22 protein-coding genes are annotated in these 26,595 nt (G+C 40.9%); 19 read left to right on the forward strand and 3 right to left on the reverse strand.

Annotated elements, in window-relative coordinates:
- Positions 1 to 211: 211 nt before the first annotated feature.
- The gene (locus tag ACT29I_RS17860) at positions 212 to 1,447 is read right to left on the reverse strand and encodes a hypothetical protein (protein WP_444794047.1); all 1,236 of its coding nucleotides are present in this window, start codon (positions 1,445 to 1,447) and stop codon (positions 212 to 214) included.
- A 474-nt stretch (positions 1,448 to 1,921) separates the two neighbouring features.
- On the reverse strand, positions 1,922 to 5,146 hold the full coding sequence (gene carB / locus ACT29I_RS17865) for a carbamoyl-phosphate synthase (glutamine-hydrolyzing) large subunit (protein ID WP_444794048.1): 3,225 nt from the start codon (positions 5,144 to 5,146) through the stop codon (positions 1,922 to 1,924).
- 281 nt (positions 5,147 to 5,427) lie between these two features.
- Here carB and ACT29I_RS17870 point away from each other — a divergent pair, with 281 nt between their 5' ends.
- From ACT29I_RS17870 to ACT29I_RS17940, 15 genes are all read left to right on the forward strand, one after another.
- Positions 5,428 to 5,904 carry an arginine repressor gene (locus ACT29I_RS17870; protein ID WP_430934415.1) on the forward strand — a complete coding sequence of 159 codons (477 nt, stop codon included), beginning with the start codon at positions 5,428 to 5,430 and terminating at the stop codon, positions 5,902 to 5,904.
- Between the two features lie 24 nt (positions 5,905 to 5,928).
- On the forward strand, positions 5,929 to 6,609 hold the full coding sequence (locus ACT29I_RS17875) for a GNAT family N-acetyltransferase (RefSeq protein ID WP_430934414.1): 681 nt from the start codon (positions 5,929 to 5,931) through the stop codon (positions 6,607 to 6,609).
- Positions 6,610 to 6,660: 51 nt separating this feature from the next.
- On the forward strand, positions 6,661 to 7,863 hold the full coding sequence (locus ACT29I_RS17880) for an argininosuccinate synthase (RefSeq protein WP_430934413.1): 1,203 nt from the start codon (positions 6,661 to 6,663) through the stop codon (positions 7,861 to 7,863).
- 154 nt (positions 7,864 to 8,017) lie between these two features.
- Complete coding sequence (argC, locus tag ACT29I_RS17885; RefSeq protein WP_430934412.1) at positions 8,018 to 8,983, forward strand: N-acetyl-gamma-glutamyl-phosphate reductase; 966 nt, start codon at positions 8,018 to 8,020, stop codon at positions 8,981 to 8,983.
- 329 nt (positions 8,984 to 9,312) lie between these two features.
- Positions 9,313 to 10,437 (forward strand): aspartate aminotransferase family protein, encoded by a 1,125-nt coding sequence (locus tag ACT29I_RS17890; RefSeq protein ID WP_430934411.1) that lies wholly within the window; start codon positions 9,313 to 9,315, stop codon positions 10,435 to 10,437.
- A 47-nt stretch (positions 10,438 to 10,484) separates the two neighbouring features.
- A complete protein-coding gene (locus tag ACT29I_RS17895) occupies positions 10,485 to 11,072 on the forward strand; it encodes an NUMOD4 domain-containing protein (protein WP_430934410.1) in 588 nt (195 codons plus the stop codon).
- Positions 11,073 to 11,200: 128 nt separating this feature from the next.
- Positions 11,201 to 12,001, forward strand: a complete 801-nt coding sequence (gene proC, locus ACT29I_RS17900) for a pyrroline-5-carboxylate reductase (protein ID WP_430934409.1) — start codon at positions 11,201 to 11,203, stop codon at positions 11,999 to 12,001.
- Positions 12,002 to 12,053: 52 nt separating this feature from the next.
- Entirely contained in the window at positions 12,054 to 13,127 is a 1,074-nt protein-coding gene (gene proB, locus ACT29I_RS17905; RefSeq protein ID WP_430934408.1) for a glutamate 5-kinase, read from the forward strand.
- Positions 13,128 to 13,158: 31 nt separating this feature from the next.
- Positions 13,159 to 14,409 (forward strand): glutamate-5-semialdehyde dehydrogenase, encoded by a 1,251-nt coding sequence (locus ACT29I_RS17910; RefSeq protein WP_430934407.1) that lies wholly within the window; start codon positions 13,159 to 13,161, stop codon positions 14,407 to 14,409.
- 45 nt (positions 14,410 to 14,454) lie between these two features.
- Positions 14,455 to 15,402, forward strand: a complete 948-nt coding sequence (locus ACT29I_RS17915) for an N-acetylornithine carbamoyltransferase (RefSeq protein WP_444794049.1) — start codon at positions 14,455 to 14,457, stop codon at positions 15,400 to 15,402.
- Positions 15,403 to 15,554: 152 nt separating this feature from the next.
- A complete protein-coding gene (gene argB / locus ACT29I_RS17920; protein WP_430934405.1) occupies positions 15,555 to 16,334 on the forward strand; it encodes an acetylglutamate kinase in 780 nt (259 codons plus the stop codon).
- Complete coding sequence (locus ACT29I_RS17925) at positions 16,334 to 17,398, forward strand: M20 family metallo-hydrolase (protein WP_444794050.1); 1,065 nt, start codon at positions 16,334 to 16,336, stop codon at positions 17,396 to 17,398. The genes argB and ACT29I_RS17925 overlap by 1 nt, the downstream gene beginning before the upstream one ends.
- Before the next feature lie 222 nt (positions 17,399 to 17,620).
- The gene (argH, locus tag ACT29I_RS17930; protein WP_430934403.1) at positions 17,621 to 18,973 is read left to right on the forward strand and encodes an argininosuccinate lyase; all 1,353 of its coding nucleotides are present in this window, start codon (positions 17,621 to 17,623) and stop codon (positions 18,971 to 18,973) included.
- The gene (locus ACT29I_RS17935) at positions 18,970 to 20,310 is read left to right on the forward strand and encodes a citrate synthase (RefSeq protein ID WP_430934402.1); all 1,341 of its coding nucleotides are present in this window, start codon (positions 18,970 to 18,972) and stop codon (positions 20,308 to 20,310) included. The genes argH and ACT29I_RS17935 overlap by 4 nt, the downstream gene beginning before the upstream one ends.
- Before the next feature lie 129 nt (positions 20,311 to 20,439).
- Positions 20,440 to 21,132 (forward strand): DUF6261 family protein, encoded by a 693-nt coding sequence (locus tag ACT29I_RS17940; RefSeq protein WP_430934401.1) that lies wholly within the window; start codon positions 20,440 to 20,442, stop codon positions 21,130 to 21,132.
- 53 nt (positions 21,133 to 21,185) lie between these two features.
- On the opposite strand, the gene ACT29I_RS17945 is transcribed toward ACT29I_RS17940, so the two are convergent.
- Positions 21,186 to 22,286, reverse strand: a complete 1,101-nt coding sequence (locus tag ACT29I_RS17945) for an acyloxyacyl hydrolase (protein WP_444794051.1) — start codon at positions 22,284 to 22,286, stop codon at positions 21,186 to 21,188.
- Between the two features lie 220 nt (positions 22,287 to 22,506).
- Between ACT29I_RS17945 and carA the strand changes: the two genes are divergently transcribed.
- The 4 genes from carA (at position 22,507) to ACT29I_RS17965 (ending at position 26,595) form a co-directional block, all read left to right on the forward strand.
- A complete protein-coding gene (gene carA / locus ACT29I_RS17950) occupies positions 22,507 to 23,610 on the forward strand; it encodes a glutamine-hydrolyzing carbamoyl-phosphate synthase small subunit (protein WP_430934399.1) in 1,104 nt (367 codons plus the stop codon).
- Positions 23,611 to 23,705: 95 nt separating this feature from the next.
- Positions 23,706 to 24,122, forward strand: a complete 417-nt coding sequence (locus ACT29I_RS17955; protein ID WP_444794052.1) for a DUF6146 family protein — start codon at positions 23,706 to 23,708, stop codon at positions 24,120 to 24,122.
- A 190-nt stretch (positions 24,123 to 24,312) separates the two neighbouring features.
- Positions 24,313 to 25,239 (forward strand): ABC transporter ATP-binding protein, encoded by a 927-nt coding sequence (locus tag ACT29I_RS17960; RefSeq protein ID WP_430934397.1) that lies wholly within the window; start codon positions 24,313 to 24,315, stop codon positions 25,237 to 25,239.
- An 18-nt stretch (positions 25,240 to 25,257) separates the two neighbouring features.
- Positions 25,258 to 26,595 carry an ABC transporter permease gene (locus tag ACT29I_RS17965; RefSeq protein ID WP_444794053.1) on the forward strand — a complete coding sequence of 446 codons (1,338 nt, stop codon included), beginning with the start codon at positions 25,258 to 25,260 and terminating at the stop codon, positions 26,593 to 26,595.

The raw sequence follows: 26,595 nt of genomic DNA on the forward strand, positions 1-26,595 counted from the left end.
TTTTGAAACAATTTCAATGTGTAATAGATTTTCTAATGCATATTGCGGGATTAATATCATTAGGTCAAAAGTAATGGCTGTAAATGTCAGCATCTAACTTCGATAAGTAATTACACTTTATAAACTTTTTACTTTCTAACTTTACGAACTTTTTACTTTCTAACTTTACGAACTTTTTACTTTCTAACTTTACGAACTTCGTACTAGTTCATTAAAAAAAGAAGTCTTCCATTTCCTCATCATCAAAAAGGTTGTCAAGCAAATTAATCGAAGTACTCTGCATGGCACTTTCTTTAATGGTTTTTAAAAAATCCAACAATGTTTTTTTGTTTTTGATCTTAAGCATATCATTCTGTAATTCAACCAGTCTAACATTTAATTCCTCAAGTTCTTCGTCTAACATCGCAGGTATATCTTTAGTTTGTGCAAAGCAGTAATCTTCAATCTCGAAAAATCTCGGATTTACAGACATACTAAACTGCTTTTGTTCTAATTCCTTAACCTGCTCCCTTAATACCTGGTTATATACGTTGAGTTGTTTGTCGGCTAAATTCCCGGTGTGTCCTACCTCTCCCTTAAGCCATGTAACCTCAAGTTTTAGCAAGCTCGAGAGGTCTTTGTCGTCATAAGCCTGCGTAACTTGCTTCATCAGTTCTTCTTTTTGAATAATCTCATCTTCGGTACCCCCGGTGTCGGGATGCAGGGCTTTGGCCAGGGAGAGGTACAATGACCTAAGGCTTTTATTTTTAAGCTCCATGGCAGCTTTTTCTTTTAATTCATTTTCATGCTGAGCTTTTGATGTTTTGCGTTTTTTCTCTTGGCCCGAAGGCTCCCGGGTGTTGGCTGTAGATTGTTCTGCATCTATTTTTTGATGTAGTGATGCAACAAAAGCCGCAATATCTTCCTGCGACGCTGTCATCGGGTCAGGAATACTGTCACGGTCGAGTTCTATGCCAAACTGAAACTCCAATATTTCGACTAAATCCTCAAGTTGAGAAGCCATATCTTCTTCTACCGCTTCATCGTAGGTGCCCTCAAACGAATATTGGTCGTATAGTTTTCTCACTTCTTCATCAGGTTCAATTTCTACAAAAGCAGAATCCAGAAGACTGACTATCATTCCGCTCAAATCTCTTTGCTGGGCATTGGTGTATTTAAACTTTTGCAAAAGTTGATGTGTATTTTTTGCAAACTCTATCAGCGATTGAGCAATCTCTATTTTTACCGGATTTATAGTTGTATGGTATTTAGCAAGGGTATTTTCAAGTATTTGCTCTTTTTTTTCAATGTCGTCAGTAAGTTTCTCTATTTTTTTAACCAGACGATTAAACTGCTTCTGCTCTTTAGACAGGGTTTTACTTCTTGTATTTTTTGTTTTAATTATAATTGAATCATTAATAGTCGGTTCAACTACCTCTCCAAACAGATTAAGTTGTTGTTTTTTCATGTGTCTAAATTCTCTCTAAGCGGTTATACATATTTTAATGCATCGTACTGTATAAAACCAAGTACTAACTTCATTGTAAAAGCGGTATAAAATGCAGTTGACAAAGATATGGTTTTTACGTCAACTTGATAAAGGAATAAAAAATAAAGCCACAGAGAAAATTCCCTGTGGCTTCAATCGTTAATATCTAATTAGTGGCTATAAGAAAACGCTTCATTTTGTCCATCCACACCCTCTAACTCCCCCGATTACGAGTTCGGGACAGGCTCCAAAGGGAGAACCAGAACCTCGCGGAGAGAGCGAATTCCCCTTTAGGGGTAATTACAAAGGGGTATTCATTTTGTCCATCAACACCCTCTAACTCCCTAAAGGGAGAACCAGAACCTCGCGGAGAGAGCGAATTCCCCTTTAGGGGTTAGGGGTTACAAAGGGATATTAATAAAACAGAGAGTTTTCTTTGATTTACTAATTATCCTATTTATACTCTTGCCAGCTCTTAATATGGATATCTTCCTTGCCCATTTTACAAAATGCATGAATAAAAGCACTTGCCAAACGAGCATTGGTAATCAAAGGAATATTAAAATCGATGGCACTCCGGCGAATCTTATATCCGTTTTTCAGCTCGTTGGTGCTTAAGTTTTTCGGGATATTGATTACCAGATCAATTTCCTTCTTACGAATCATTTCCAACGAATTCGGATGCTGGTCCGGTTCGCTTGGCCAGTAAATATGGGTGGTCTCCACACCGTTTTCCGCAAAAAACTTGTGAGTCCCGCCTGTCGCAAAAATATTATACCCGTGTTTTTTAAGCATTCTGGCGCTTTCCAGCAATTCCATCTTCGAACGTAAAGGACCTGAAGAAATCAACACATTCTTTTCCGGAATGGAATACCCCACAGAAAGCATTGAAGTTAAGATTGCCTCGTCGAAATTATCTCCGATACAACCCACCTCACCTGTTGATGACATATCAACTCCCAACACCGGGTCGGCCTTGGCCAGGCGCGCGAACGAGAACTGCGGGGCTTTGATACCCACACAATCCAGGTCGAACAAGTTCTTGTTCGGTTTCTGCACATCCATACCTAACATTACCTGCGTAGCTATATCAATCAGGTTAACCTTAAGGATTTTAGACACAAATGGGAAGCTTCGCGACGCCCTCAGGTTACACTCGATCACTTTAAGCTCGTTGTTTTTACCCAGCAACTGCATGTTGAATGGCCCTGAAATATCTAACGCCTTGGCAATTTCCCTGGCAATCTTCTTCACCCGGCGCATGGTTTCGATATACAACTTTTGCGGAGGGAAAACGATGGTAGCATCACCCGAGTGCACCCCGGCAAACTCTACGTGCTCCGAAATAGCATAAGCCACCAACTCGCCGTTTTTAGCTACTGCATCTACTTCAATCTCCTTGGCTTCCTCAATAAACTCGGAAACTACCACAGGGTATTCCTTGGAAACATTAGCAGCCAACGTTAAAAAGTGCTCCAGCTCATCTTTGTTACTCACCACATTCATGGCAGCTCCCGACAGCACATAGCTTGGACGAACCAAAACAGGGAAACCTACCTCTTCGGCAAAAGTATAGATATCGTCAACCGAAGTCAACTCACTCCAACGTGGCTGGTCAATATCCAGCTTATCGAGCATAGCCGAAAACTTCTGTCGGTTCTCCGCGTTGTCAATATTTTCTGGCGAAGTTCCTAAAATAGGTACATTCTGTCCATTCAGCTTCATCGCCAAATTGTTCGGAATTTGACCTCCCACAGAAACAATCACCCCTTTGGGCTGTTCCAAATCAACCACATCCAAAACGCGCTCAAACGAAAGCTCATCGAAATATAATCGGTCACAAATATCATAATCGGTACTTACCGTTTCAGGGTTGTAGTTAATCATCACCGAACGGTATTTCTGGTCGCGTATCGTGTTTAGTGCATTTACGCTACACCAGTCGAACTCCACCGAACTTCCGATACGATAAGCGCCACTGCCCAAAACGATTACCGACTTGCCATCATTCTCATAATCTATATCGTGTTCGCTGCCACTATAGGTCATATACAAATAGTTGATTTGCGCAGGAAACTCCCCGGCCATGGTATCAATTTGCTTAACCACCGGCAAGATGTTACGCTTTTTACGCTCAGCTCTTACTTTTAGCAAATCGTTTCCAATCACCTCGCTTGTGCTCTTAAACACACAGCGGGCTATTTGGAAATCGGAATACCCGGAACGTTTGGCATTTCTCAACAGATCATCGGGTAAGTCTTCCAGGTGCGTATATCCTCTTAACTCTACTTCCAGGTCATGTATATTCTTTAGCTTCTCCAAAAACCAGTGGTCAATCCTACTTAATGTATGGATTTCTTCAACACTCATACCCATCTTAAAGGCTTCGGCAATGGCATAAATCCGTTGATCCGTTGGTTCGGCAAGCTCTGTTTTAACATCGATTCCTTTCAACGGTTGGTTAGCCACAAAACCGTGCATCCCCTGACCAATCATCCTTAGTCCTTTTTGAATGGCTTCCTCAAAAGTACGGCCGATAGACATAATCTCACCTACCGATTTCATACTACTGCCAATCTGCTTGCTCACACCGTTAAATTTGTTCAAATCCCAACGCGGAATCTTACAAACCACATAGTCCAAGGCAGGCTCAAAAAAGGTAGTTGTTGTTTTGGTAACGGAGTTTTTCAGTTCGTGCAATCCGTAACCCAACCCAAGTTTAGCCGCTACAAATGCCAATGGGTAACCTGTCGCCTTGGAAGCCAGGGCACTGGAACGAGACAAACGGGCGTTCACCTCGATTACACGATAATCCTCCGATTTTGGGTCGAGCGCATATTGAACGTTACACTCCCCAACCACCCCGATATGACGGATGATTTTAATGGCCAACTCACGCAGTTTATGATATTCTGAATTCGATAACGTTTGCGATGGTGCAACAACAATACTCTCGCCTGTATGGATTCCAAGCGGGTCGAAGTTTTCCATATTACAAACCGTAATACAGTTATTGTATTTATCGCGAACCACCTCGTATTCCACCTCTTTCCATCCTTTCAACGATTCCTCGACCAGGATCTGGTTTGAGTATGAGAAGGCATTTTCGGCACGCGTTACCAGTTCCTCTTTGTTGTAGCAAAATCCGCTACCCATACCCCCTAGTGTATAAGCAGCTCTTACTATAATCGGAAACCCTATCTCATCGGAAGCTTTTACCGCTTCTTCAACAGAAGTCACCGCTATACTGATAGGTGTTTTTACATCAATTTCTTTTAGCTTATTGGCAAAGATCTCACGGTCTTCGGTATTGATAATGGATTGAACCGGTGTTCCCAACACTTCCAGATTGTACTTTTCCAGCACTCCCGATAAATAAAGCTTGGTACCGCAGTTCAAGGCAGTTTGACCACCAAATGCCAATAATATACCTTGCGGCTTTTCTTTTTTAATGACTTCCTCCACAAAATATGGGGTCACCGGCAAGAAATAAATCTTATCGGCAATTTTATCCGAAGTTTGAACAGTAGCAATGTTTGGGTTGACCAAAACCGTTTCAATACCTTCTTCTTTCAATGCCTTAAGGGCTTGTGAACCTGAATAGTCAAACTCTCCTGCTTCGCCGATTTTTAGCGCTCCCGAACCAAGTATTACTACTTTTTTAATGTCTTTGTTCATTTGTAATTGGCTATTATAAAATTGATGTAAACGTATTCTTATGCATTTTTATTCTCAACAAAATAGCGTTAAAGAAATCACAAGTTCCTGAATTCCTATGCCATATCCCAGATAATCTTCCTAAACCAGCACCTTCAAAAACAGCATTATTAACTGTAAATAAACCAACAACACATATTTTGCCAAGATATATTGGGTGCAAAAATACAAATATTTTGCAAAATCCTTTTGAATATTTTTAAAAAGTGTATATTTTTGCAGTGCAATTGAATATTTATGCAATGAAAATCAAAGCACAAAGACTAACCGCTATTCAAAACATTATCAGTTCTCAGAAAGTGAGCAGTCAGGAAGATCTGTTAGTACTTTTAGAGAAGGAAGGTTTTATGACAACACAAGCCACCCTTTCCAGAGACTTAAAATTTTTAAAGGTAGCGAAGGTCCCGCATCTTGATAAGGGATATATTTATGAATTACCTTTTGGCGGCGCAAAATCAAACGAGGATGTGCAAGATGATTTTCCAATTGGCGGCGTTGACTCAATTGATTTTACTGGCAACCTGGCGGTCATCAAAACACGACCTGGATTTGCAGGTGGCATAGCTTCGATAATTGACAGCCACGACCCTTACGAGATCGTGGGGACCATTGCAGGGGATGACACCATACTTTTGATTAACAGGGAAGGTGTTTCAAAAGGTCATATTCTTGAAGTATTGTCAATGTTTATTCCTGGGTTAAAGAACAAAACTTTGTAGTTGATTTGTAGGAGTTGAAAATAAATGAATAACGATTTTAAAATAAGTGTTGCCAACGAATCTCATTTAAAATATGTAGATGAGATTCTCGATACAATCGCTGATGCAGCAAAGGTAAGAGGGACTGGTATTGCCAAGAGAAGCCCTGGTTACATCATTCAAAAAATAAACGAAGGGAAGGCCATCATTGCCTTGTACAAAGAAGCGTTTGCCGGCTTTTGCTATATCGAATCGTGGGGACACGACAGGTTTGTAGCCAACTCAGGTTTAATAGTGGTGGATAGCTATCGAGGACAAGGCTTGGCTAAGGCGATTAAATCCAAAGCTTTTGAACTGTCGAGGGACAAATTCCCGAATTCCAAACTATTTGGGTTGACCACCGGGTTGGCCGTGATGAAAATTAATTCGGAACTCGGTTACAAACCAGTCACTTTTTCGGAATTGACCGATGACGAGATGTTTTGGAAAGGTTGCCAAAGCTGTGTGAATTATGACATATTAGTCAGGACAAACCGTAAACATTGCCTGTGTACCGGCATGCTTTACGATCCCAAACACGCCGTAAAATTAGAAAAAGAAAAAAGCCTCGGCGTGTACGGAAGGTGGTTAAGGTTCAAACAGTCCGTGTTCCTTAAAGGAAACAGAAAGAAAGACAGCAACAAAGTATCTTATTTTAAGAGGTTGCAAGCAAAATTAATATCGTAAACAACAATGCGAGGAGATTAAGTTTGATTCGCTCAATAAATAATTATAATAATGGAAAAAGTAGTTTTAGCATTTAGCGGTGGATTAGATACTTCATTTTGTGTTAAATATTTAAAGCACGAAAAGAATCTGGACATATATTCTGCCATTGCTAACACAGGAGGTTTCTCTGACGATGAGCTGAAAACCATCGAAGAAGGCGCATACAAACTTGGTGTTTCCAAGCACGAAACGTTAGATGTTACGGATATTTACTACCGTAATTGTATCCGCTACATGATTTACGGAAACATCCTTAAAAACAATACTTATCCATTGTCAGTTAGTTCCGAAAGAATTTTTCAGGCATATGCCATTGTGGATTATGCGCGTAAAATAGGAGCCAAATACATTGCGCACGGAAGCACCGGTGCCGGTAACGACCAGATTCGTTTCGACCTGACCTTCCAGATTATTGCGCCTGAGATTGAAATTATCACACCCATCCGTGACTTAACCCTTTCGCGTGAAGCGGAAATCGAATATTTAAAGAAACATGGGGTCGAAAGAGACTGGAAAAAGATGGAATATTCCATTAATAAGGGCCTTTGGGGCACCAGTGTTGGCGGCAAGGAAACTTTGACTTCCAACCAAAACCTACCCGAAGATGCCTATCCAAGTCAACTTGAGAAGAAAGAGCCAACCGAATTGATTATTGAATTTGCCAAAGGTGAGATAGCTTCCGTAAATGGAGAAACTTTTGATGTACCGGTAGATGCCATCCGAAAAATAGAAGCCATCGGTTCGGCCTATGCTATCGGGCGCGATACGCATGTGGGAGATACGATTATCGGCATCAAAGGTAGAGTGGGATTTGAAGCTGCGGCACCAATGTTAATTATCAAGGCGCATCACCTGCTGGAAAAACATACGCTTACCAAGTGGCAGATGTACTGGAAAGAGCAACTGAGTAACTGGTACGGAATGCTACTGCACGAGGCACAATATGTGGAGCCTGTGATGAGGGACATCGAGAAGTTCCTTGACAATTCCCAGCAGAATGTAACAGGAAAGGTGATCCTCAAGTTGATGCCTTATCGCTTCGAATTGGTAGGGATTGAATCAGACAATGATTTGATGAACTCAGGTTTTGGAGATTATGGCGAAGTAAACAAAGGTTGGAGCGGTGATGATGTAAAAGGGTTTACGACCATACTGGGCAATCAGCTTAAAATTTTTAACGCAGTTAATAAAGGACAGCTAGATATCAAATAATGTTCGTGGGTAGGCCCTAAAAATGCAGAACGTTATAAAATAATAACCATTATAGCATACGAGACCAACGCAAAACGGCTCTATGCAACAATCGATTCACGTCCATAACAAATGGCATGCGACGGGTATCGTTTCACTCTATAGCTAATAAGAAATGATTAAAGTAGGAATAGTTGGGGGCGCCGGATATACCGCAGGTGAGTTATTAAGAATTTTACTGACTCATCCCAATGTGGAAATCACATGCGTTCAAAGTACAAGTAATGCCGGGAATCCAATAGCTGCGGTTCATACTGATTTGCTGGGAGACACCGACTTGAACTTCGCCCCTAAATTGGATACCGACAAAGTAGATGTGATATTTTTATGCATGGGTCATGGCAAGTCAAAGGAATTTCTGACAGAAAACAACATTCCTGAGCACATCAAAATCATCGACCTCAGTCACGACTATCGTATTAAAGCAGAAGGGAACGACTTTGTTTACGGTTTGCCCGAATTAAATATGGAAGCCATCAAGTCGGCCACTAAGATTGCCAACCCGGGTTGCTTTGCAACGGCCATCCAATTAGCCCTGTTGCCTTTGGCTGCTGCCGGAAAATTAAATGAAGTTCACGTGAACGCGGTCACCGGTTCAACAGGTGCAGGACAAAAACCGACATCCACTTCGCATTTCAGTTGGCGAAATAACAATGTTTCGGTTTACAAGGCGTTTTCGCACCAGCATTTAGGCGAGATAAAACAATCGATCCAACAATTGCAGAACGGCTTTGATAAGCCTGTCAATTTTGTACCGGTACGCGGGAATTTTGCCCGTGGCATTATGGCAACGGCTTATTCCGACAGTGACCTCAGCCAGGAAGAAGCTGTACAATTATATAAAGATTATTATAAAGACCATCCCTTTGTTACGGTTACAGATACCAATCCTAACCTGAAACAGGTGGTCAATACAAACAAAGCAATGGTGTTTGTTGAAAAACATGATGGCAAGGTTTTCATCATCAGCATGATCGACAACCTTGTAAAGGGAGCATCGGGACAAGCCGTGCACAATATGAATTTGATGTTCGGACTGGATGAAAAAGCAGGTCTTCGCCTTAAATCCGTGGCCTTTTGATCTTTTTTTATAACCTGTGGTTGTAAAAATAGATTATACCGAAACATAACCAATATCAAAACCTTCGGTAGGAAAGAACCACCCATCTAATTAAAAAGACAATGCAAAAAAAGGTTTAATTTAGATGTGGACAAAAAGAAGACATGCTTATATTCCTGCAGGGTAGCCAAAACCCTGCAGGAATAATAAATTAGAACAACCATGAATCAGCTCCGGATAATAATCCGGTATTTGTGGAACAATTGTAATTGAATCCCGGCGGGGCTCAAGCATCTAAGGGAGAATAGAGCCTGTCACCAATTCATCCCTTAACTAAAAATCTAAAAAGAATGAAACTATTTGATGTATATCCTCTCTTTAACATAGAGCCTGTAAGGGCTCAGGGATGCTACGTTTGGGACAAAGACGACAATAAATATCTGGATTTATACGGCGGTCATGCCGTCATCAGTATTGGGCATACACATCCCCATTACGTGGAGCGTATTACACGGCAGTTGAATCAAATTGGTTTTTATTCAAATTCGGTTCAGAATCAACTTCAAAAGGATTTGGCCCAAAAGCTTGGCGAAGTATCCGGCTTGGACGATTATGATCTCTTTCTCTGCAACTCGGGAGCCGAAGCCAATGAAAATGCTTTAAAGCTAGCTTCTTTTGCAACGGGCAAAAAGAAAGTAATCGCCTTTAAAAAAGGCTTTCATGGACGTACTTCAGCTGCGGTAGCCATTACCGACAACCCCAAAATAATTGCTCCAATCAATAGCAACCACGAGTCGGTTATTCTTGAGCTCAACAATCTCGATGCTGTTGAAAAAGAATTAAAAAACAATGATATTTGTGCCGTTATTATTGAAGGTATTCAAGGTATTGGCGGCATCATTGTACCGGATGCCGATTTTTTGGAAGGACTGGAGCAGCTTTGTAATAAATATGAGGCCGTATTGATTCTGGACGAAATACAATCAGGCTATGGACGTTCGGGTAAATTCTTCGCTTTTCAATACAGCAAGGTAAAACCCGATTTAGTGACCATGGCTAAGGGGATGGGAAACGGTTTTCCCATAGGAGGGGTTTTAATATCCCATAAATTCGAACCCTGGTTTGGAATGTTGGGTACCACCTTTGGAGGAAATTACCTGGCCTGTGCAGCTGCGCTGGCAGTTTTAGAGGTAATGGAAAAGGAAGATTTGATAGAAAATGCCCGAAAAGTCGGAGCGCACATTATCACCAAAGCTAAAAAGATGTTAAAAGGATGCAGTGTTCGTGGCTATGGGCTAATGATTGGCGTAGAATTTGCGGATGAAATTGTGGAATTAAGAAAGAAACTTCTTTTTGAAGACAAAATATTTACCGGAGTATCAGGCACTAAAACCATTAGAATTTTACCTCCATTAAATCTTAGTATTGGCGAAGCTGATTTGTTTATAGATAAATTGGTAAAATCCATTCAATAATTTAGTGGCTTGATGCGTTATTAAATTTACATCAACATACGCAGGCCATGATTAGATTTTTCTGGAACGAAGAGTGGAAAGACATTGATTTTGAGGAAGGCGCACTTAAAAAGAAGTATGCCATTTCTAATTACGGAAGAGTAATCAGTTACACCGACAAGTTGGAAGAAGGGGATATTATAAAAGGTGGTAGACTAAGAGGTTATGCCACGTTACCTGTTCGACCGTTCGGAAAGTCAAAAACTTTTTACATCCATAAATTAGTCGCCCAATATTTTTTAGAAAACGACAGGGAAGATGCTAAATTTGTGATTCACGTGGATTACAACAAGAACAACAACTTTATCGATAACCTGAAGTGGAGTAACAAGGACGAGGTTTTTGAACATCAGCAACAAAACCCGTCGGTGTTAGAGGCCAGAGAAAAACAAAAAGGACGAAAAACGGAACAAGGCCACAAACTTTCGTCGACAGAAGTGATTCGTTTAAAACGAAAAATATTTGACCCCAAGCGCAAATCTCGCTTAAAAATTATAGCCAAACAGTTTGGCATTAGCGAGATGCAGTTATACCGAATTAAATCGGGAGAAAACTGGGGGCATGTTAAAGTTGAAATTAATGGTGTAGAGTATTAACCTGAGATCGACCCAGAAATACGGCAACAGTTTAAGCTGATTTTAATTCGAACTCGGGTTATTGATTCATGGAATAACCGTCTGTTTGTTGTTCGTGAATAAATCTCGAAATCAAACAAAGGCATACTATGGAAAGCAAAAAAATTGCCATCATCGGTGGCGGAAACTTAGGGCAAGCCATCGCCAAAGGCATTGTAAACTCTAAAATTGTTGAAGCGTCGAACCTGACTGTAACCCGACGCAGAAAGGAACTTATACAAAACCTTAAAGAACTTGGCATCAATACCGGCTCCAACAACAAACAAGCTGCTGCCGACGCAGATATTATTTTTCTGGGCGTTAAACCCTACCAGATCCAACAAATTGTAGAAGAAATTAGCTCATCCGTTAAGGAAAATACGATTATTATCTCTTTGGCCACAGGAGTTGATTCACTTTCCATCGAAAAATATTTTGGCAAAGAACTGCCTGTTTTCAGGGCGATGCCTAACACGGCTATTGCCATTGGTGAATCGATGACCTGCGTTTCGGCACATAATGCCAATGTAGAGCAAGAAAAGATTGTGCTCACGCTTTTTGAGCAAGTCGGACAAGCCATTATTATTCCGGAAGAGCTCATGTCATCCGCCACGGTTTTGGCAGCTTGTGGAATTGCCTACGCACTCAGATTTATACGTGCTGCTACGCAAGGAGGGATAGAGATTGGTTTCGGATCTGATTTGGCGCTACAAATTGCTGCCCAAACCGTGAAAGGAGCTGCCGACCTCTTGATAAAAGCCGGCACCCACCCCGAAGAAGAAATAGATAAAGTAACCACACCCCGTGGCGTAACCATTTCCGGATTAAACGAGATGGAGCATCAAGGTTTTAGCTCTGCTCTAATCAAAGGATTGTTAACCTCGTTCAATAAAATTGAGAACGGGAAGTAGTCTACCCGATGTTTACCGGGTCTAATGTCTCTAATCTATTAGTCAAAAAAACGTGTTTAATTCCATTACCATAAAAATAGGCTCCAACGTCCTAACCAAAGACGATGGCACCCTTCATAAAGAAAGGGTTTCGCACCTGGTTGACCAAATAGCCGAATTACATCAACGAAACAAAAAAATCATTTTGGTTTCTTCCGGTGCTGTTGCGGCAGGAAGGTCAATGATTCAAGTGAACAAAAAGACGGACACTGTTTCTTCGCGCCAGTTACTGTCATCGGTTGGTCAGGTAAAATTACTGAACACCTATTCAGGACTGTTCGAAAACCACCATATCCAGTGCGCCCAGGTGTTGGTGACAAAACAAGACTTTAGGTCGCGGGAGCACTACCTGAACATGAAGAACTGCCTGACCACGCTGTGGGACAATGGCATTGTTCCTATTATCAACGAGAACGATGCGGTGTCGGTTACGGCCCTGATGTTTACCGATAACGATGAGCTGGCAGGGCTTTTAGCCACCATGATGAGCTCGGAAGCGCTGTTTATCTTGAGTAATATCGACGGTATTTACAACGGCGACCCCAACAATGAAAGCTCGGAAGTCATCAGGACTATCGACAGCTCCAATGCCGATTTATCGGAATATATTTCCACAACCAAATCTAATTTTGGACGTGGAGGCATGCTGACCAAGTGCCATATCGCCCAAAAAACAGCTTCCTCAGGAATTTCGGTACACATAGCCAATGGTACCAAAGAAAACATTCTGGTTGACCTTAACCGCAACCCGGAAAAAGTAGAACATACCCAATTTATCAAAGGAGAAAAATATCCAGCGGTAAAAAAATGGATGGCCTACTCGGAATCCTTTGCGAATGCCGAGGTGCACATCAACCAGGGAGCTTTGGATGCATTAAACGCAAAACGGGCCACCAGCTTATTGTTAGCGGGCGTAACCCAAATGCAAGGCAACTTTAAAAAGGGTGACTTGCTAAAAATCATATCGGAAGATGGAAAAGCTATAGGAATCGGACAAGCCAAGTATGACCGCTCCAAGGCTGATGCGCATCTGTACGATGAAAAATACCAGCCCCTTATTCATTACGATTACTTGTACTTGTATTAATTATACGTTGAAATTCTAAATCACAAATATCATGCAGTGTTTACATCAATTCGAAAAAGTTAAAGAAGCCGCACGTGGATTGTCCAGAGTAAAGAAGGACGATATCGTAACCTTGCTGAACAAGTTAGCGGATGAAGCGGAGAAAAACATTCCCCAACTTTTAGTCGCCAATCAAAAGGATTTGGAGCGTATGGATGAAAACGACCCCAAATACGACCGCCTCAAGTTAACCAAAGAACGAATCGAAGGCATTGCATCAGATATCAGAAATGTGGCTAAACTTCCCTTCCCTATTGGAGAAGTTTTGGAGGAGAAAGTACTGGATAACGGCATGTCATTGCAGAAAGTTCGTGTTCCGCTTGGCGTAATAGGAGTTATCTATGAGGCTCGCCCCAATGTGACCTTCGATGTTTTTTCACTTTGTTTGCAATCGGGGAATGCCTGTGTTTTAAAAGGTGGTAGCGATGCTGATTTTTCTAACAAAGCTATAGCAGCTTTAATTCATGAGGTTTTAAAAAAACAAGGGTTTAATCCCGAACTGCTGCAACTGTTGCCTCCCGATAGATCTGCCGCCACTGAGTTGATGAATGCGATCGGTTATGTGGATATCCTGATCCCTCGCGGCTCGCAGAACCTGATCAATTCGGTTCGTGAGAACGCCAATATTCCTGTTATCGAAACAGGAGCGGGCATCGTTCATACGTATGTGGATGCTTCGGCTGACGTAAAAAAAGCAACCGACATCGTGGTCAATGCCAAAACCAGAAGACCGAGTGTTTGTAACGCCCTCGATTGCCTGGTCTTACACAAAAGTCAGTTAAACAACTTACCTCAAATAGTGGAGGGAATGAAAGCTTTTAAAGTTGAGGTTTTTGCCGATGATAATTCTTTTGCAAAACTGGAAGGAAATTACCCTGCCGAACTATTGCAAAAAGCAACCGAAAAATCTTTTGGAACCGAGTTTCTATCACATAAAATGTCCATAAAAACAGTGGACAGTATAGATGAAGCCCTCAACCATATTTATAAGTACAGCTCAAAACATAGCGAAGCCATCGTGGCCGAAGATATTGAAGCTATCGCTCGATTCTTTAACGAGGTAGATGCTGCAGCGGTGTATTCCAATGCCTCAACAGCCTTCACCGACGGAGCTCAATTTGGGTTAGGAGCCGAAATAGGCATAAGCACCCAAAAACTTCATGCCCGTGGCCCCATGGCCTTAAAGGAACTTACCAGTTACAAATGGCTGATTAAGGGTGATGGGAATATTCGCCCAGCTTAAAACCGGCTGCTTATTCTGAATACTTAATACTTGATACAATAAAAAATGAATAGATATTTAAAAGTTGGAGATATAGGTAATTTAAAACAAGCGTTGAAAGATGCGTTCGAGGTAAAACAAAATCCCTATGCATTTCAGGAATTGGGAAAAAACAAGACAATCATCTTGGTATTTTTCAACTCCAGTCTTCGCACCCGTTTAAGCACGCAAAAGGCAGCCATGAACATGGGTATGAACGTGATGGTGCTCGACATTAACAAAAACGGCTGGAAACTGGAAACAGAAATGGGCGTGGTAATGGACGGCGACAAGCCCGAACACATCAAAGAGGCGGTTCCGGTAATCGGACAATATTGCGATATGATTGGAGTTCGTTCTTTTGCTACCTTCGAAAGCAAAGAGGACGACTGTAATGAGAAAGTCATCAGCCAGTTTATACAATATTCAGGGGTTCCAGTGATTAGTCTGGAATCGGCCACCCGTCACCCTTTACAGGCTTTTGCCGATTTAATTACCATTGAAGAGCACAAACAAAAAGCACGTCCCAAAGTGGTATTGACCTGGGCACCGCATCCACGTGCCTTACCGCAAGCTGTAGCCAATTCATTTACAGAATGGATGAAAGAAGCCGATGTGGAATTCGTCATCACCCATCCCAAGGGATATGAGCTAGCCGATGAATTTACGGAAGGCGTAAATGTTGAATACGACCAACGTAAAGCATTTGAAGGGGCTGATTTTATCTATGCTAAAAACTGGTCTTCCTTTAAAGAATATGGTCAAGTAACTTGTGAGGATAAAGATTGGACCGTTAACGAAGAAAAAATGGCCTTGACCAACAATGCCAAGTTTATGCATTGTTTGCCTGTTCGCAGAAACATGATTGTAACAGATGGGGTAATCGAAAGCGAAAATTCGTTGGTGGTAGAGGAAGCAGCCAACAGGGTTGTTTCAGCACAGACGGTGATAAAGAGGATATTGGAAAGTTTGTAAATCACAAGTTGAATCATGCAAAAGTATACTGACAAGTAAATTGTGCCCCTTCAGGGTTCACCAAGAATTTTGAATATACCACGGGTGAAACCCATGGTGCTAATAATGTAAATCATGAACCCTGAAGGGGTTCAACGTATATTGATTAATCCATGCAAAAAATAACCATAGTCAAAGTAGGCGGCAGAGTAGTCGAAACACCTGAATCACTGCAAGAACTCCTGACCGATTTCGTGGCACTCGAAGGCCATAAGATACTGGTTCATGGCGGAGGACGTTCAGCCACCAAAATAGCGGAACAGCTGGGCATAAAAACCAAAATGGTAGATGGCAGAAGAATCACCGATCTGGAAACCCTGAAAGTGGTTACCATGGTGTACGCAGGATTGGTCAACAAAAACATAGTGGCCTCATTACAAGCAAAAGGTGCCAATTCGGTTGGTTTAACCGGTGCCGACTTAAACCTCATCAAAGCCATCAAACGTCCTGTTAAAGATATCGATTACGGTTACGTAGGAGATGTTGTATCTGTACAAACCGAAGAGCTAACAGAACTGATTAACAAAAACGTGGTTCCAGTGATAGCTCCATTAACACATGATGGCATGGGTAATATGCTCAACACCAATGCGGATACCATGGCATCATCGTTAGCATGCGCATTGGCCCAAACGTTTGATGTAAACTTGGTGTACTGCTTCGAAAAAAAAGGGGTATTGAGCAATCCTGACGACGACGATTCTGTTATTGAAAACTTAACACACAAGTTGTTTAAAGAATATCAAGAGAGTGGCATTATTGCCGAAGGAATGATACCAAAACTCGATAATGGATTTAATGCGCTGAAAAGTGGCGTTAAAAAAATAAACATTACCAATACACAAGGTTTAAAGGCTGGTTTGAATTCAGGAACTACACTAACAAACGAATAATGATAAACATTCAAACCTATAGTAACGATGTTATTGAGCTGCTGAAAAAACTGATTTCTACCGAATCATTTAGCAGACAAGAGGATAAAGCTGCCGATTTAATGGAATCGTTCTTAAAAGGGAAAGGATTACCTGTTCACAGAAAAGGCAACAACGTTTGGGTATGGTCGGGGGAGAAAAACGCCGACAAACCAACTATTTTGTTGAACTCGCATTTAGACACGGTGAAACCTTCGTCAAAATGGACTTACCCGCCATTTAAACCCACATCAGAAGGCGATACACTTTTCGGTCTGGGAAGCAACGATGCGGGAGGCCCGTTGGTTTCATTGTTGGCTACTTTCTTATTGTTATCAGAAACGGAACAACCCTATAATTTGGTATATGCTGCAACTGCTGAAGAAGAAATATCAGGTAAAAACGGGATTGCCATGATTCTGGATGAACTCGGCCCTGTTGACCTGGGCATTGTAGGAGAGCCAACGCAAATGCAAATGGCAGTGGCCGAAAAAGGATTGTTGGTTTTGGATTGCGAAGCCAAAGGAAAGGCGGGTCATGCTGCCAGAAACGAAGGTATCAATGCCATTTATCAAGCACTGCCGGATATTGAGTGGTTTAAAAACTTTCAATTCCCGGAGGTTTCGGAATTATTTGGACCGGTAAAAATGACGGTTACCCAAGTGCAGGCTGGCTCTCAGCATAACGTGGTTCCTGATTCCTGTAAGTTTGTGGTGGATGTGCGATTAAATGAGAAATATAGTAACCAGCAAGCTGCAGATATTATTCAGCGCAAGGTTGATTGTAAAGTAACACCTAGAAGCGTCAGATTAAACAGTTCATATATTCCTTTGGAGCATCCTGTGGTTCGTAAGGGATTGAAACTAGGTAGGACATATTATGGTTCTCCAACTACATCTGACCAAGCACTTATGAGTTTTACCACTTTAAAAATGGGGCCAGGCGATTCCGCGCGTTCTCATACGGCTGATGAGTACATCAAAATAGGTGAAATAGAAGAAGGAATTAAAATCTATTTTGAGCTCCTAAATGGCTTAATATTATAACATTACAGTAAACGTTAAAAAATGTGACAAATGTCACTAATTTAACAACTCCATTTGAAATTGTTAGTTTATTAATTTATATTTGCCTCAACTATAAGAAATAGTGATAACGCAGTTAGCAATTCGTAATTACCATCTTTTTACATTACTTGGGGAAATACGCAATGATAAACAACCGATTGCGGATAGCAATTGGTATGCTATAAAGTGAATAGGAAATAAATGAAACTTTGGGATAAAGGCATAACAGTAAACGAGAAGGTTGAAAATTTTACCGTGGGTAAAGACCGTGAAATGGATTTATACCTGGCACCGTTTGATGTAATTGGAACCATGGCTCACATCACAATGCTCGAAAGCGTTGGGCTGTTGCAGAAAGATGAGTTAAGTCAATTGATGGATGAACTAAAGAACATCTATTCAACAACGCTTAAGGGAGATTTCAGAATTGAAGACGGAATGGAGGATGTTCACTCCCAGGTTGAGATGATGTTAACAGAACGCTTGGGAGATACAGGCAAAAAGGTGCATAGCGGAAGGTCTCGGAACGACCAGGTGCTGTTAGATTTAAAACTTTTTATCCGTAGTAAAATCGAAGAAGTTGTAGGAGCAGTCAATGATTTTTTTGAAGCTTTACAAACCCAAAGCGAAAACACCAAAGATTACCTTATTCCTGGTTATACGCATTTACAGGTAGCTATGCCATCATCGTTTGGTTTATGGTTTGGTGCTTATGCCGAAAGTTTAACTGACGACATGCAGATGTTGAAGGCCGCATGGAAAATCACCAATCAGAACCCGCTAGGTGCGGCGGCAGGCTATGGCAGCAGCTTTCCATTAAACCGTCAGTTAACCACGGACTTACTGGGCTTTGACAACTTGAACTACAATGTAGTTTACGCACAGATGGGCAGAGGTAAAACAGAGAAAAATGTGGCTATGGCCTTAAGTTCCGTTGCCTATACGGTCGGAAAATTTGCCATGGACGCTTGTTTATATATGAGTCAGAATTTTGGTTTTTTAACGTTGCCGGGAGAATTGACCACCGGGTCGAGCATCATGCCGCACAAAAAAAACCCTGATGTATTTGAGTTGATCAGGGCCAAATGCAATCAGATTCAGGCCCTTCCCGAAACGATTGGGATGATTACGGGAAACCTCCCATCCGGTTACTTCAGGGACTTACAATTGATTAAAGAAAACTTTTTGCCTGCCTTCGATGAACTAATTAGCTGCTTGGATTTAGCTACTTTTGCGGTAAATAACATCACCGTAAAAAAAGATGTGCTCAACAACGAAATGTATAAATATGCATTTAGTGTTGAGGAGGTTAATAAGTTGGTTTTGCAAGGCGTTCCTTTTAGAGATGCCTACAAGCAAATTGGAGCGCTGATTGAGGAAGGAAAATTCGAACCCGAACCAACCTTAAAACATTCACATGAGGGAACCATAGGAAATTTGTGCAATGCCGAGGTGAAACAAAAGATGGAAAGCCTGATTGATTCTTTCAGTTTTGATACCGTTCACAGGGCATTGAATTCTTTAACAGAAATAAAAATAGGAGAGATAAAATGATATTATTGGAAAACCTGGCTAAGATGGCCGTTCAATCTTGCGAAATCGAAAAAGACCTTTTTAACCAAATGGGAGTTAAAAGGGGCTTAAGAAACGACGATTTTTCTGGTGTACTGGTTGGCTTAACCCATATTGGAAATGTGGTTGGGTACAAAAATATAGATGGCAAAGTGGTGCCTTGCGAAGGTGAACTTTACTATCGCGGCATCGAACTGAAGGACCTGGCCAAAGGATTTCTTTCCACCGGTCGGCACGGGTTCGAGGAGACAGCTTATCTTTTATTAACAGGCCAGCTGCCAAACCAAACTGAGCTAAACGACTTTACCGAGTATCTTGCTGAACAAAGCGAACTGCCTCCATTTTTTTCAAAAAATATGATTTTGTCGTTGCGAGGGCGCGATGTGATGAACATGCTGGCTCGTTCCGTCCTTGGATTATATGCTGCCGACGAAGATGCGGAAGATTACAGCCACGTCAACCTGATGAAGCAAGCCATCAGTTTGATTGCTAAATTCCCTGTGATTGTAGCATATGCGTATTACGGCATGCGCCATTCTTTCCAGCGCAAATCACTGATTATTCGCCACCCGCAAAAACATTTGAGTTTAGCGGAAAACTTCCTGTATATGTTAAAGGGAAATGAGTATACCAAACTCGAAGCCGACTTGTTGGATTTATCCCTGGTAATTCATGCCGAGCATGGCGGAGGTAACAATTCGTCGTTTACAACAAGAGTGGTAAGTTCGGCGCAAACCGACACCTATTCTGCCATCGCTGCGGCACTAGGCTCGCTGAAAGGTGGACTCCATGGTGGAGCCAACCTAAAAGTGATTGATATGATGAAAAATATCAAAGAAAACGTTAAGGATTGGAGCGATAAAAAAGAGGTTGCGGATTATCTGCTAAAACTCTTGAAAAAAGAGGCTTTTGACCATACCGGAAAAATATACGGAATTGGACATGCCATCTACACTTACTCAGACCCTCGGGCCGTTTTATTGAAAGAAAAGGCACGCGAACTAGCCGAAGAAAAGGGTCGAATAGATGAATTTAAGCTATATGAACTAATTGAAGAGCTAGCACCCGAAGTTTTTTATAACTTTAAGGGAGAAAACGCAAAGATTGTCTGCGCCAACGTGGACTTTTATTCGGGATTTGTATACGAATGCATCAAAATCCCTAAAGAAATATATACTCCGATATTTGCTGTTGCCCGCATCGCAGGATGGGCTGCGCATCGTATAGAGGAGGTTACATTCTCGAGCCGACGAATTATCCGTCCGGCATACAAGTGTGTAATTGACCGTTCTACTTATCTTCCATTAGAATCGAGATAAGTGTTTTTGTTGATTGGGTAATGAAAAGGCTGTCTGTGGGGGAAATATCAGACAGCCTTTTTTATTTATTGGGTAAATTGTTGTACATTGATAATACAATATCAGTCTGCATTTATAATTCATCGCGCCATGACAGAAAAACTAATAAATCACAGCCGAAACACGGATGTATGCGCCAGCATCAAACTTATGATAACCGCATTTGATCAGAGTAATTTGAGTGCAGATGTGTACCTTAGCAACCTGTTCGGTAAACTGGCCATACAATCGGAGGATTTATCAGAAGCAATCAATCAAACAAACTCCGATTCGAAACTCGAAGAAAAAGACATGAACCGTGACGATATAATCCGCTCATTCAATCACCTGCTAAAAGGTTTTAAACACCATCCCAACAATACCATTAAAAAAGCGGCCGAAAAGTTAAAACTGATATTCGACAAATACGGTATGGGTATGATTAACGAAGGTTATGCAATTGAGTCGTCAATAATTAATGCATTGCTTAAAGATTTAGCTCAGCCGGATATTCAAGCTACCATTGTTGAGCTACCTTCCTGTTTTGAGATTTGCGAAAGTTTAAAGAAAGCACAAAAAGATTTTGAACAGGCCCAAAAACGTGACAAATCAAAAATGGTTAGGATGGGTATGAAAGAAAGTGCCACATCCATTAAAAAACAAATATTGAATACTATAAACAACCATTTAATCGTTTACCTTCATACCATGAAGCAAGCGAATGACGCCTACGGAGATTTCTCCAACTCCATCGCTCAAATAATTGCCGCCCATAACAATCATGTAAAAACGATAAAAAAATAAAATCAGATGTCCTATCCTGGTTCATTCATATACTCTATCATAAAACCTATAAACTAAAGTATAATCCCAACCTGAAAAGCCAAATAATCCGCCACCCTTCCATGCACCTTTAAATTTGTTCCGGCAGTAAACTTGTTCCTGAATAAATATCGCAAATAGTAATGCTGGAATACATTGTTGGTTGCCGTCGCACCTTGCAGCAGATATACCCCCAACTGCTGTCCGAACCTTACATCCCCAATTAAAAATTCATTGCCTATCAAAGGTGCTATACTCCACTGGTCAATTGCAATTCGGGTTCCCGGATTTTGTTGGTACTCCATCATTGCGGAAAGCGTAAAGGCATTTATTCGACCACCTCTGAAACTTCTGTTGAAGCAAAGCATTGCCACGTTTTTTTTATGATCATTTACCGTATCCTTTTTCCAAGAATAACCCATTAAGATTTCACTTCTTTTGTTTTTTTCATACGGATTAAGTTTGGAAGCTTTAGGCATAACATAGGTGTTTGATGTATGCTCTATGGCCAGCCCGATTACTGTATAATTAATCCCCAAATTAGGTTTTTTGATTCCGCCATTTGAAATATGACGGAACGACGCATTGGCTTTTAACGCCCAACTGTTAGTAAAAAAATAATAAGCACTGATACCCCCAACCAAGGGAAACGAAAAATTTGTACTATAAGTCCTGTTTAACGGGTTTGATTGGGCCTGGTATGGCCTGTTCAGATAGGCAAAACCTGTTCCCAGCTTGCCCGACAAGCGCAAATTGCCATGAGCCTTTAAAAAAGGTTCCACATAGGCTACCCCATTAATGGAATATCCCAGATCGGCATGACCAAAATCCACATAATTTAACCCTACACCCCATTTGGGAAAGATACCAAAGGATTGCCTGGCCTGTTCGGTCAGTATCCATCGACTGAATTCCACCTCTACCCCTCGAGGTGTAACCCCTTTAAATGCCGATAGTTTATCGGTATGAACCCGAAAAGAACCATAGTATGCACCTAAACTTATAAAAATCGGTTTGTCGGCAGGTTTAATCTGAGATGCCGTTGTAAGATGTAAAAACCAAAGAAACCAACATAATGAATATCTCAAACCCCTAAAAAAGTTACTGGACCTGTATTGAACATCTAAACTACACATACTTTAAAGTTAAGACAACTTCCTCACAATATCAGAATTTGTGACACAAGAATAACCCAAGCAACGAATGCATATTTATACGCAATTATTTAATATACCTAATATTTATACATAACGGTATCTTTTATTAGCTCAAAATGTAATTATTTACTACCTTTGCGCCCGGAATAAACAATGGAGGTTTTGAGTGTTGCTACTTAAAACAACTCTGTATTAATTAATGGATTATCTTGATGTTATGCCTGAAATAAAAGGAATTAAATTGGTACTCGAAGATGGAACTGTCTTTGAAGGAAAGTCGTTCGGATATCATAAATCAATTTCCGGTGAGGTTGTTTTCAACACTGCCATGACCGGTTATCCCGAAAGTTTAACAGACCCATCGTACAAGGGACAGATTTTGGTTTCTACCTACCCGTTGATTGGGAACTATGGTGTGCCCAAAGATGAAACCGAGGAACACGGGATTCCATTATTTTACGAATCGGACGAAATTCATATTTCAGGATTAATTATTTCCGATTATTCTTTTGAGTACAGTCACTGGAATGCCAAAAACTCGCTTCGCGAATGGTTGATCCAAAACGAGGTACCTGGTATTTTTGACATTGACACACGCGCATTGACAAAAATCCTTCGTGAAAAAGGTTCAATGTTAGGAAAGATATTAATTGATGACGAAGAAATTGAACAATATGACCCTAACTGCGATAATCTTGTTGCTCAGGTAAGTACAAAAGAGCGCAAGGTTTTTGGCAAAGGAAAACACAAAGTTATACTGGTAGATACGGGAGCGAAGTATAATATATTACGCTGTCTGTTAAAAAGAGACACCACGGTCGTTCAGGTTCCTTGGGATTATGATTTTACCCAGGAGGATTATGATGGCATCATGCTTTCAAATGGACCGGGCAATCCTGAAATGTGTTCTGTAACGGTGGAGAACATTAAGAAAGCTATTGAAATCGGCAAGCCTATTTTTGGAATCTGTCTTGGTAATCAGTTATTAGGAATAGCCTCAGGAGGAAGCACATACAAACTAAAGTACGGTCACCGTGCCCATAATCACCCAGCCATTAAGGTAGGCACCAATAGCTGTTATATCACATCGCAAAATCACGGTTATGCCTTGGATAATGATTCATTAACTGATGATTGGGAGCCTTTGTTTATCAACATTAACGATAAAAGTAACGAGGGCATCAAACACAGATCTAAACCGTTTTTCTCCACTCAGTTTCATCCGGAAGCTTCCAGTGGGCCAACGGATACCGAATTTTTGTTCGATGAATTTATCAAATTGATAGAAGAAAGCAAAAAATAAAACATCCCTTGTTCAAAAATAGCAAAGCCCTCAGATGTTCATTCTTGGGGCTTTTTTTGTAACTTTAAGGAAATATCCACCTTATTATTACAGCTATGAAACTAACAATATACATTCTATTAACGGGTCTGCTTGCCATTGCGTGCAACAGCACCAAACCAGTATCAAAAGGAGACACCGAGACTGCCATAATCAACGAAAGCGAAAACGATACTACGGAGTACGAGTTAATTATCTTCGACACCAGATACGATAGCTTTCTGGTAACCCAACCACCCAAAGACTTCTATTCAAACGAATATTATCGAACCTGGAATATTCAGTATGTTACCGAATGGAATATCCGCCACAATAACCCGATGAGGTATGGCGACTTCTTTGAAACCCAGATTGATTACAGCCCCCATATCGATTATGGCATTGACCTTAACTATCAACTCTACAACTATTTTTTATTTATCGAAAAGGAATATGGAATAGTTCTGGTCAGAAGGGGTAAAACGGCCAGATAAGGATGTCACTCTGAATCCGCATCTTGCAAATAAGGATGCTACCCGTTAGCTTTGAGCGGATACGTTATTACTTTTTACTTATACCTCCATATCTCCGGGGTAAATACTATGTACTATTATATGCCTCAATTCTTAAATAGTTCGGGTTAAAATCTTATTTTTGAGAAAATTTATTACCTAATTTCCCATTATGAACTTATTGGAAGCTTCGGGGGTGGTAAAAAAATATGCCAACCACCTGGCACTCGACAACATCGACATTCAGATTCCTAAAAATCAAATATTTGGGCTGCTTGGCCCCAACGGTGCAGGAAAGACCACATTTATAAGAATTATCAACCGCATCACGATGCCGGATAAAGGCGAGATCCTTTTTAATGGTCTTCCTTTAAACCCCGAGGACATATACCGTATCGGTTACCTGCCGGAGGAACGGGGTTTGTACAAAAAAATGAAGGTTGGTGAGCAAGCCATGTATCTGGCCCGCTTAAAGGGGATGAAGAAACAGGACGCTTTCAAAAAACTTAAATATTGGTTTGAGAAATTTGAGATTGGGGCTTGGTGGGACAAAAAGGTGGAAGAGCTATCAAAAGGCATGCAGCAAAAAGTACAGTTTATTGTAACCGTGTTGCACGAACCCGAATTACTGATTTTTGATGAACCTTTCAGCGGTTTCGACCCTATTAACGCCAGTATACTGAAGCACGAAATATTAGAGTTAAAAGAAAAAGGTTCCACCATTATTTTCTCTACGCATAATATGAGTTCCGTTGAAGAACTTTGTGACGACATTTGCCTGATCAACAGATCCCAAAGTATACTGAAGGGTAATGTGGATGAAGTAAAACAGACCTTCAAGAATAATGAAGTGATGATTGAATTTACCGGTGACGATAATCTATTCAAAAGCATATTAAACGGAAACTACGAAATTAAATCCCTCCAAAAAAGCCATGGTGGCTTTATGGCCAAAATTAAAATGGGTGAACACGAAGATACTAACCATCTTATCTCAGTTCTACTGCCTGAATTTAAAATTAGGTCGTTTCAGGAGATTTTGCCCAGCATGGACGAGGTGTTTATTAAAGCCGTTGAAAAATCAAACTCCAAACAATAACTTTTTTACCTGCCTATTATGAACAAGATATTAATAATTATTCAACGCGAATATTTTACCCGGGTAAAAAAGAAGAGCTTTATCATCATGACTCTTTTAAGCCCCGTTATATTCGCCGCCATGATGATTGTGCCTGCCTGGTTAACATCGCAGGAGGACACCAAGGAAAAAGTTATTGCCATTGATGATACTACCGGAAATTATGCGACAGCCCTAAAAAGCACGCAATACATAAAATACCAAACCCTTACCGACAAACAGGGCAGCCAGGACAAGCAAAAGCTGGCCAAACAATTTGATGCTTTGCTGGTAATACGCGAGGATTTACTGGAAAAAAAAACCAACGTTCATTTGTATTCCGATGGTCAAATTACCATGGATGTAATCGAGAACATCAAAAGTAATTTAAATGGTCATCTGCGCCAGCTTAAGTTAGAGAGCTACAACATTGAAGGATTAGATTCCAAAATAAAAGAAATCAATCAGTTAAGGGTAAGCATCAATACCATTCGCCTCGACGAGGATGGTTCCGAAAAACAAAGTAGTGCCGAATTCGCCATTTTTATCGGAATGGCTTCGGCTTTTCTTATCTATATGATCATGATTCTTTATGCCACCCAGGTAATGAGAGGGGTTATTGAAGAAAAGACTAGTCGTATAGTTGAGGTGATGATATCATCCGTAAAACCCTTTCAATTGATGATGGGAAAAATTATCGGTATTGGGATGGTGGCACTTACGCAGTTCTTTTTATGGATTATACTTACCGTAGGCGTTGTAACCACCGTTCAGTCCACTTTTTTAACCACTGTAAATAAAGTGGAGGTTTCTGAAACAAATAACGACCATAAAGCAACTTCAGCCACCAGCAGTAAAGCGCAAAACGTTGAAGCAAGCATCAATAAAATAATAAAAATCATCAAGGATGCCAACCTCCCTTTGATATTGGGAATGTTTATTTTTTATTTTATCGGAGGATATTTGATTTATTCGGCACTTTTTGCTGCTATCGGATCTGCCATCGACAACGAAACAGAAACGCAACAATTTGTAATGCCGGTTTTGCTGCCATTGATACTTTCCATATACGTGGCCATGGCCGTGTTCCGAAATCCACATGGCGATATTGCTTTCTGGTTTTCCATGATACCGTTAACCTCTCCTGTGGTGATGATGTCGAGAATACCGTACGATGTGGATACATGGGAACTTATTTTATCCATGACTATCCTAACGGCTTCGTTCATATTGTTTACTTGGTTTGCCGCAAGGGTATACAGGACCGGAATATTGATGTACGGCAAAAAAGTGAGCTATAAAGAAATTTGGAAATGGTTTGTTCAAGCCGGAAAATAG

The organism is Saccharicrinis sp. GN24d3 (genome assembly GCF_052400645.1).
Lineage (GTDB): Bacteria > Bacteroidota > Bacteroidia > Bacteroidales > Marinilabiliaceae > Saccharicrinis.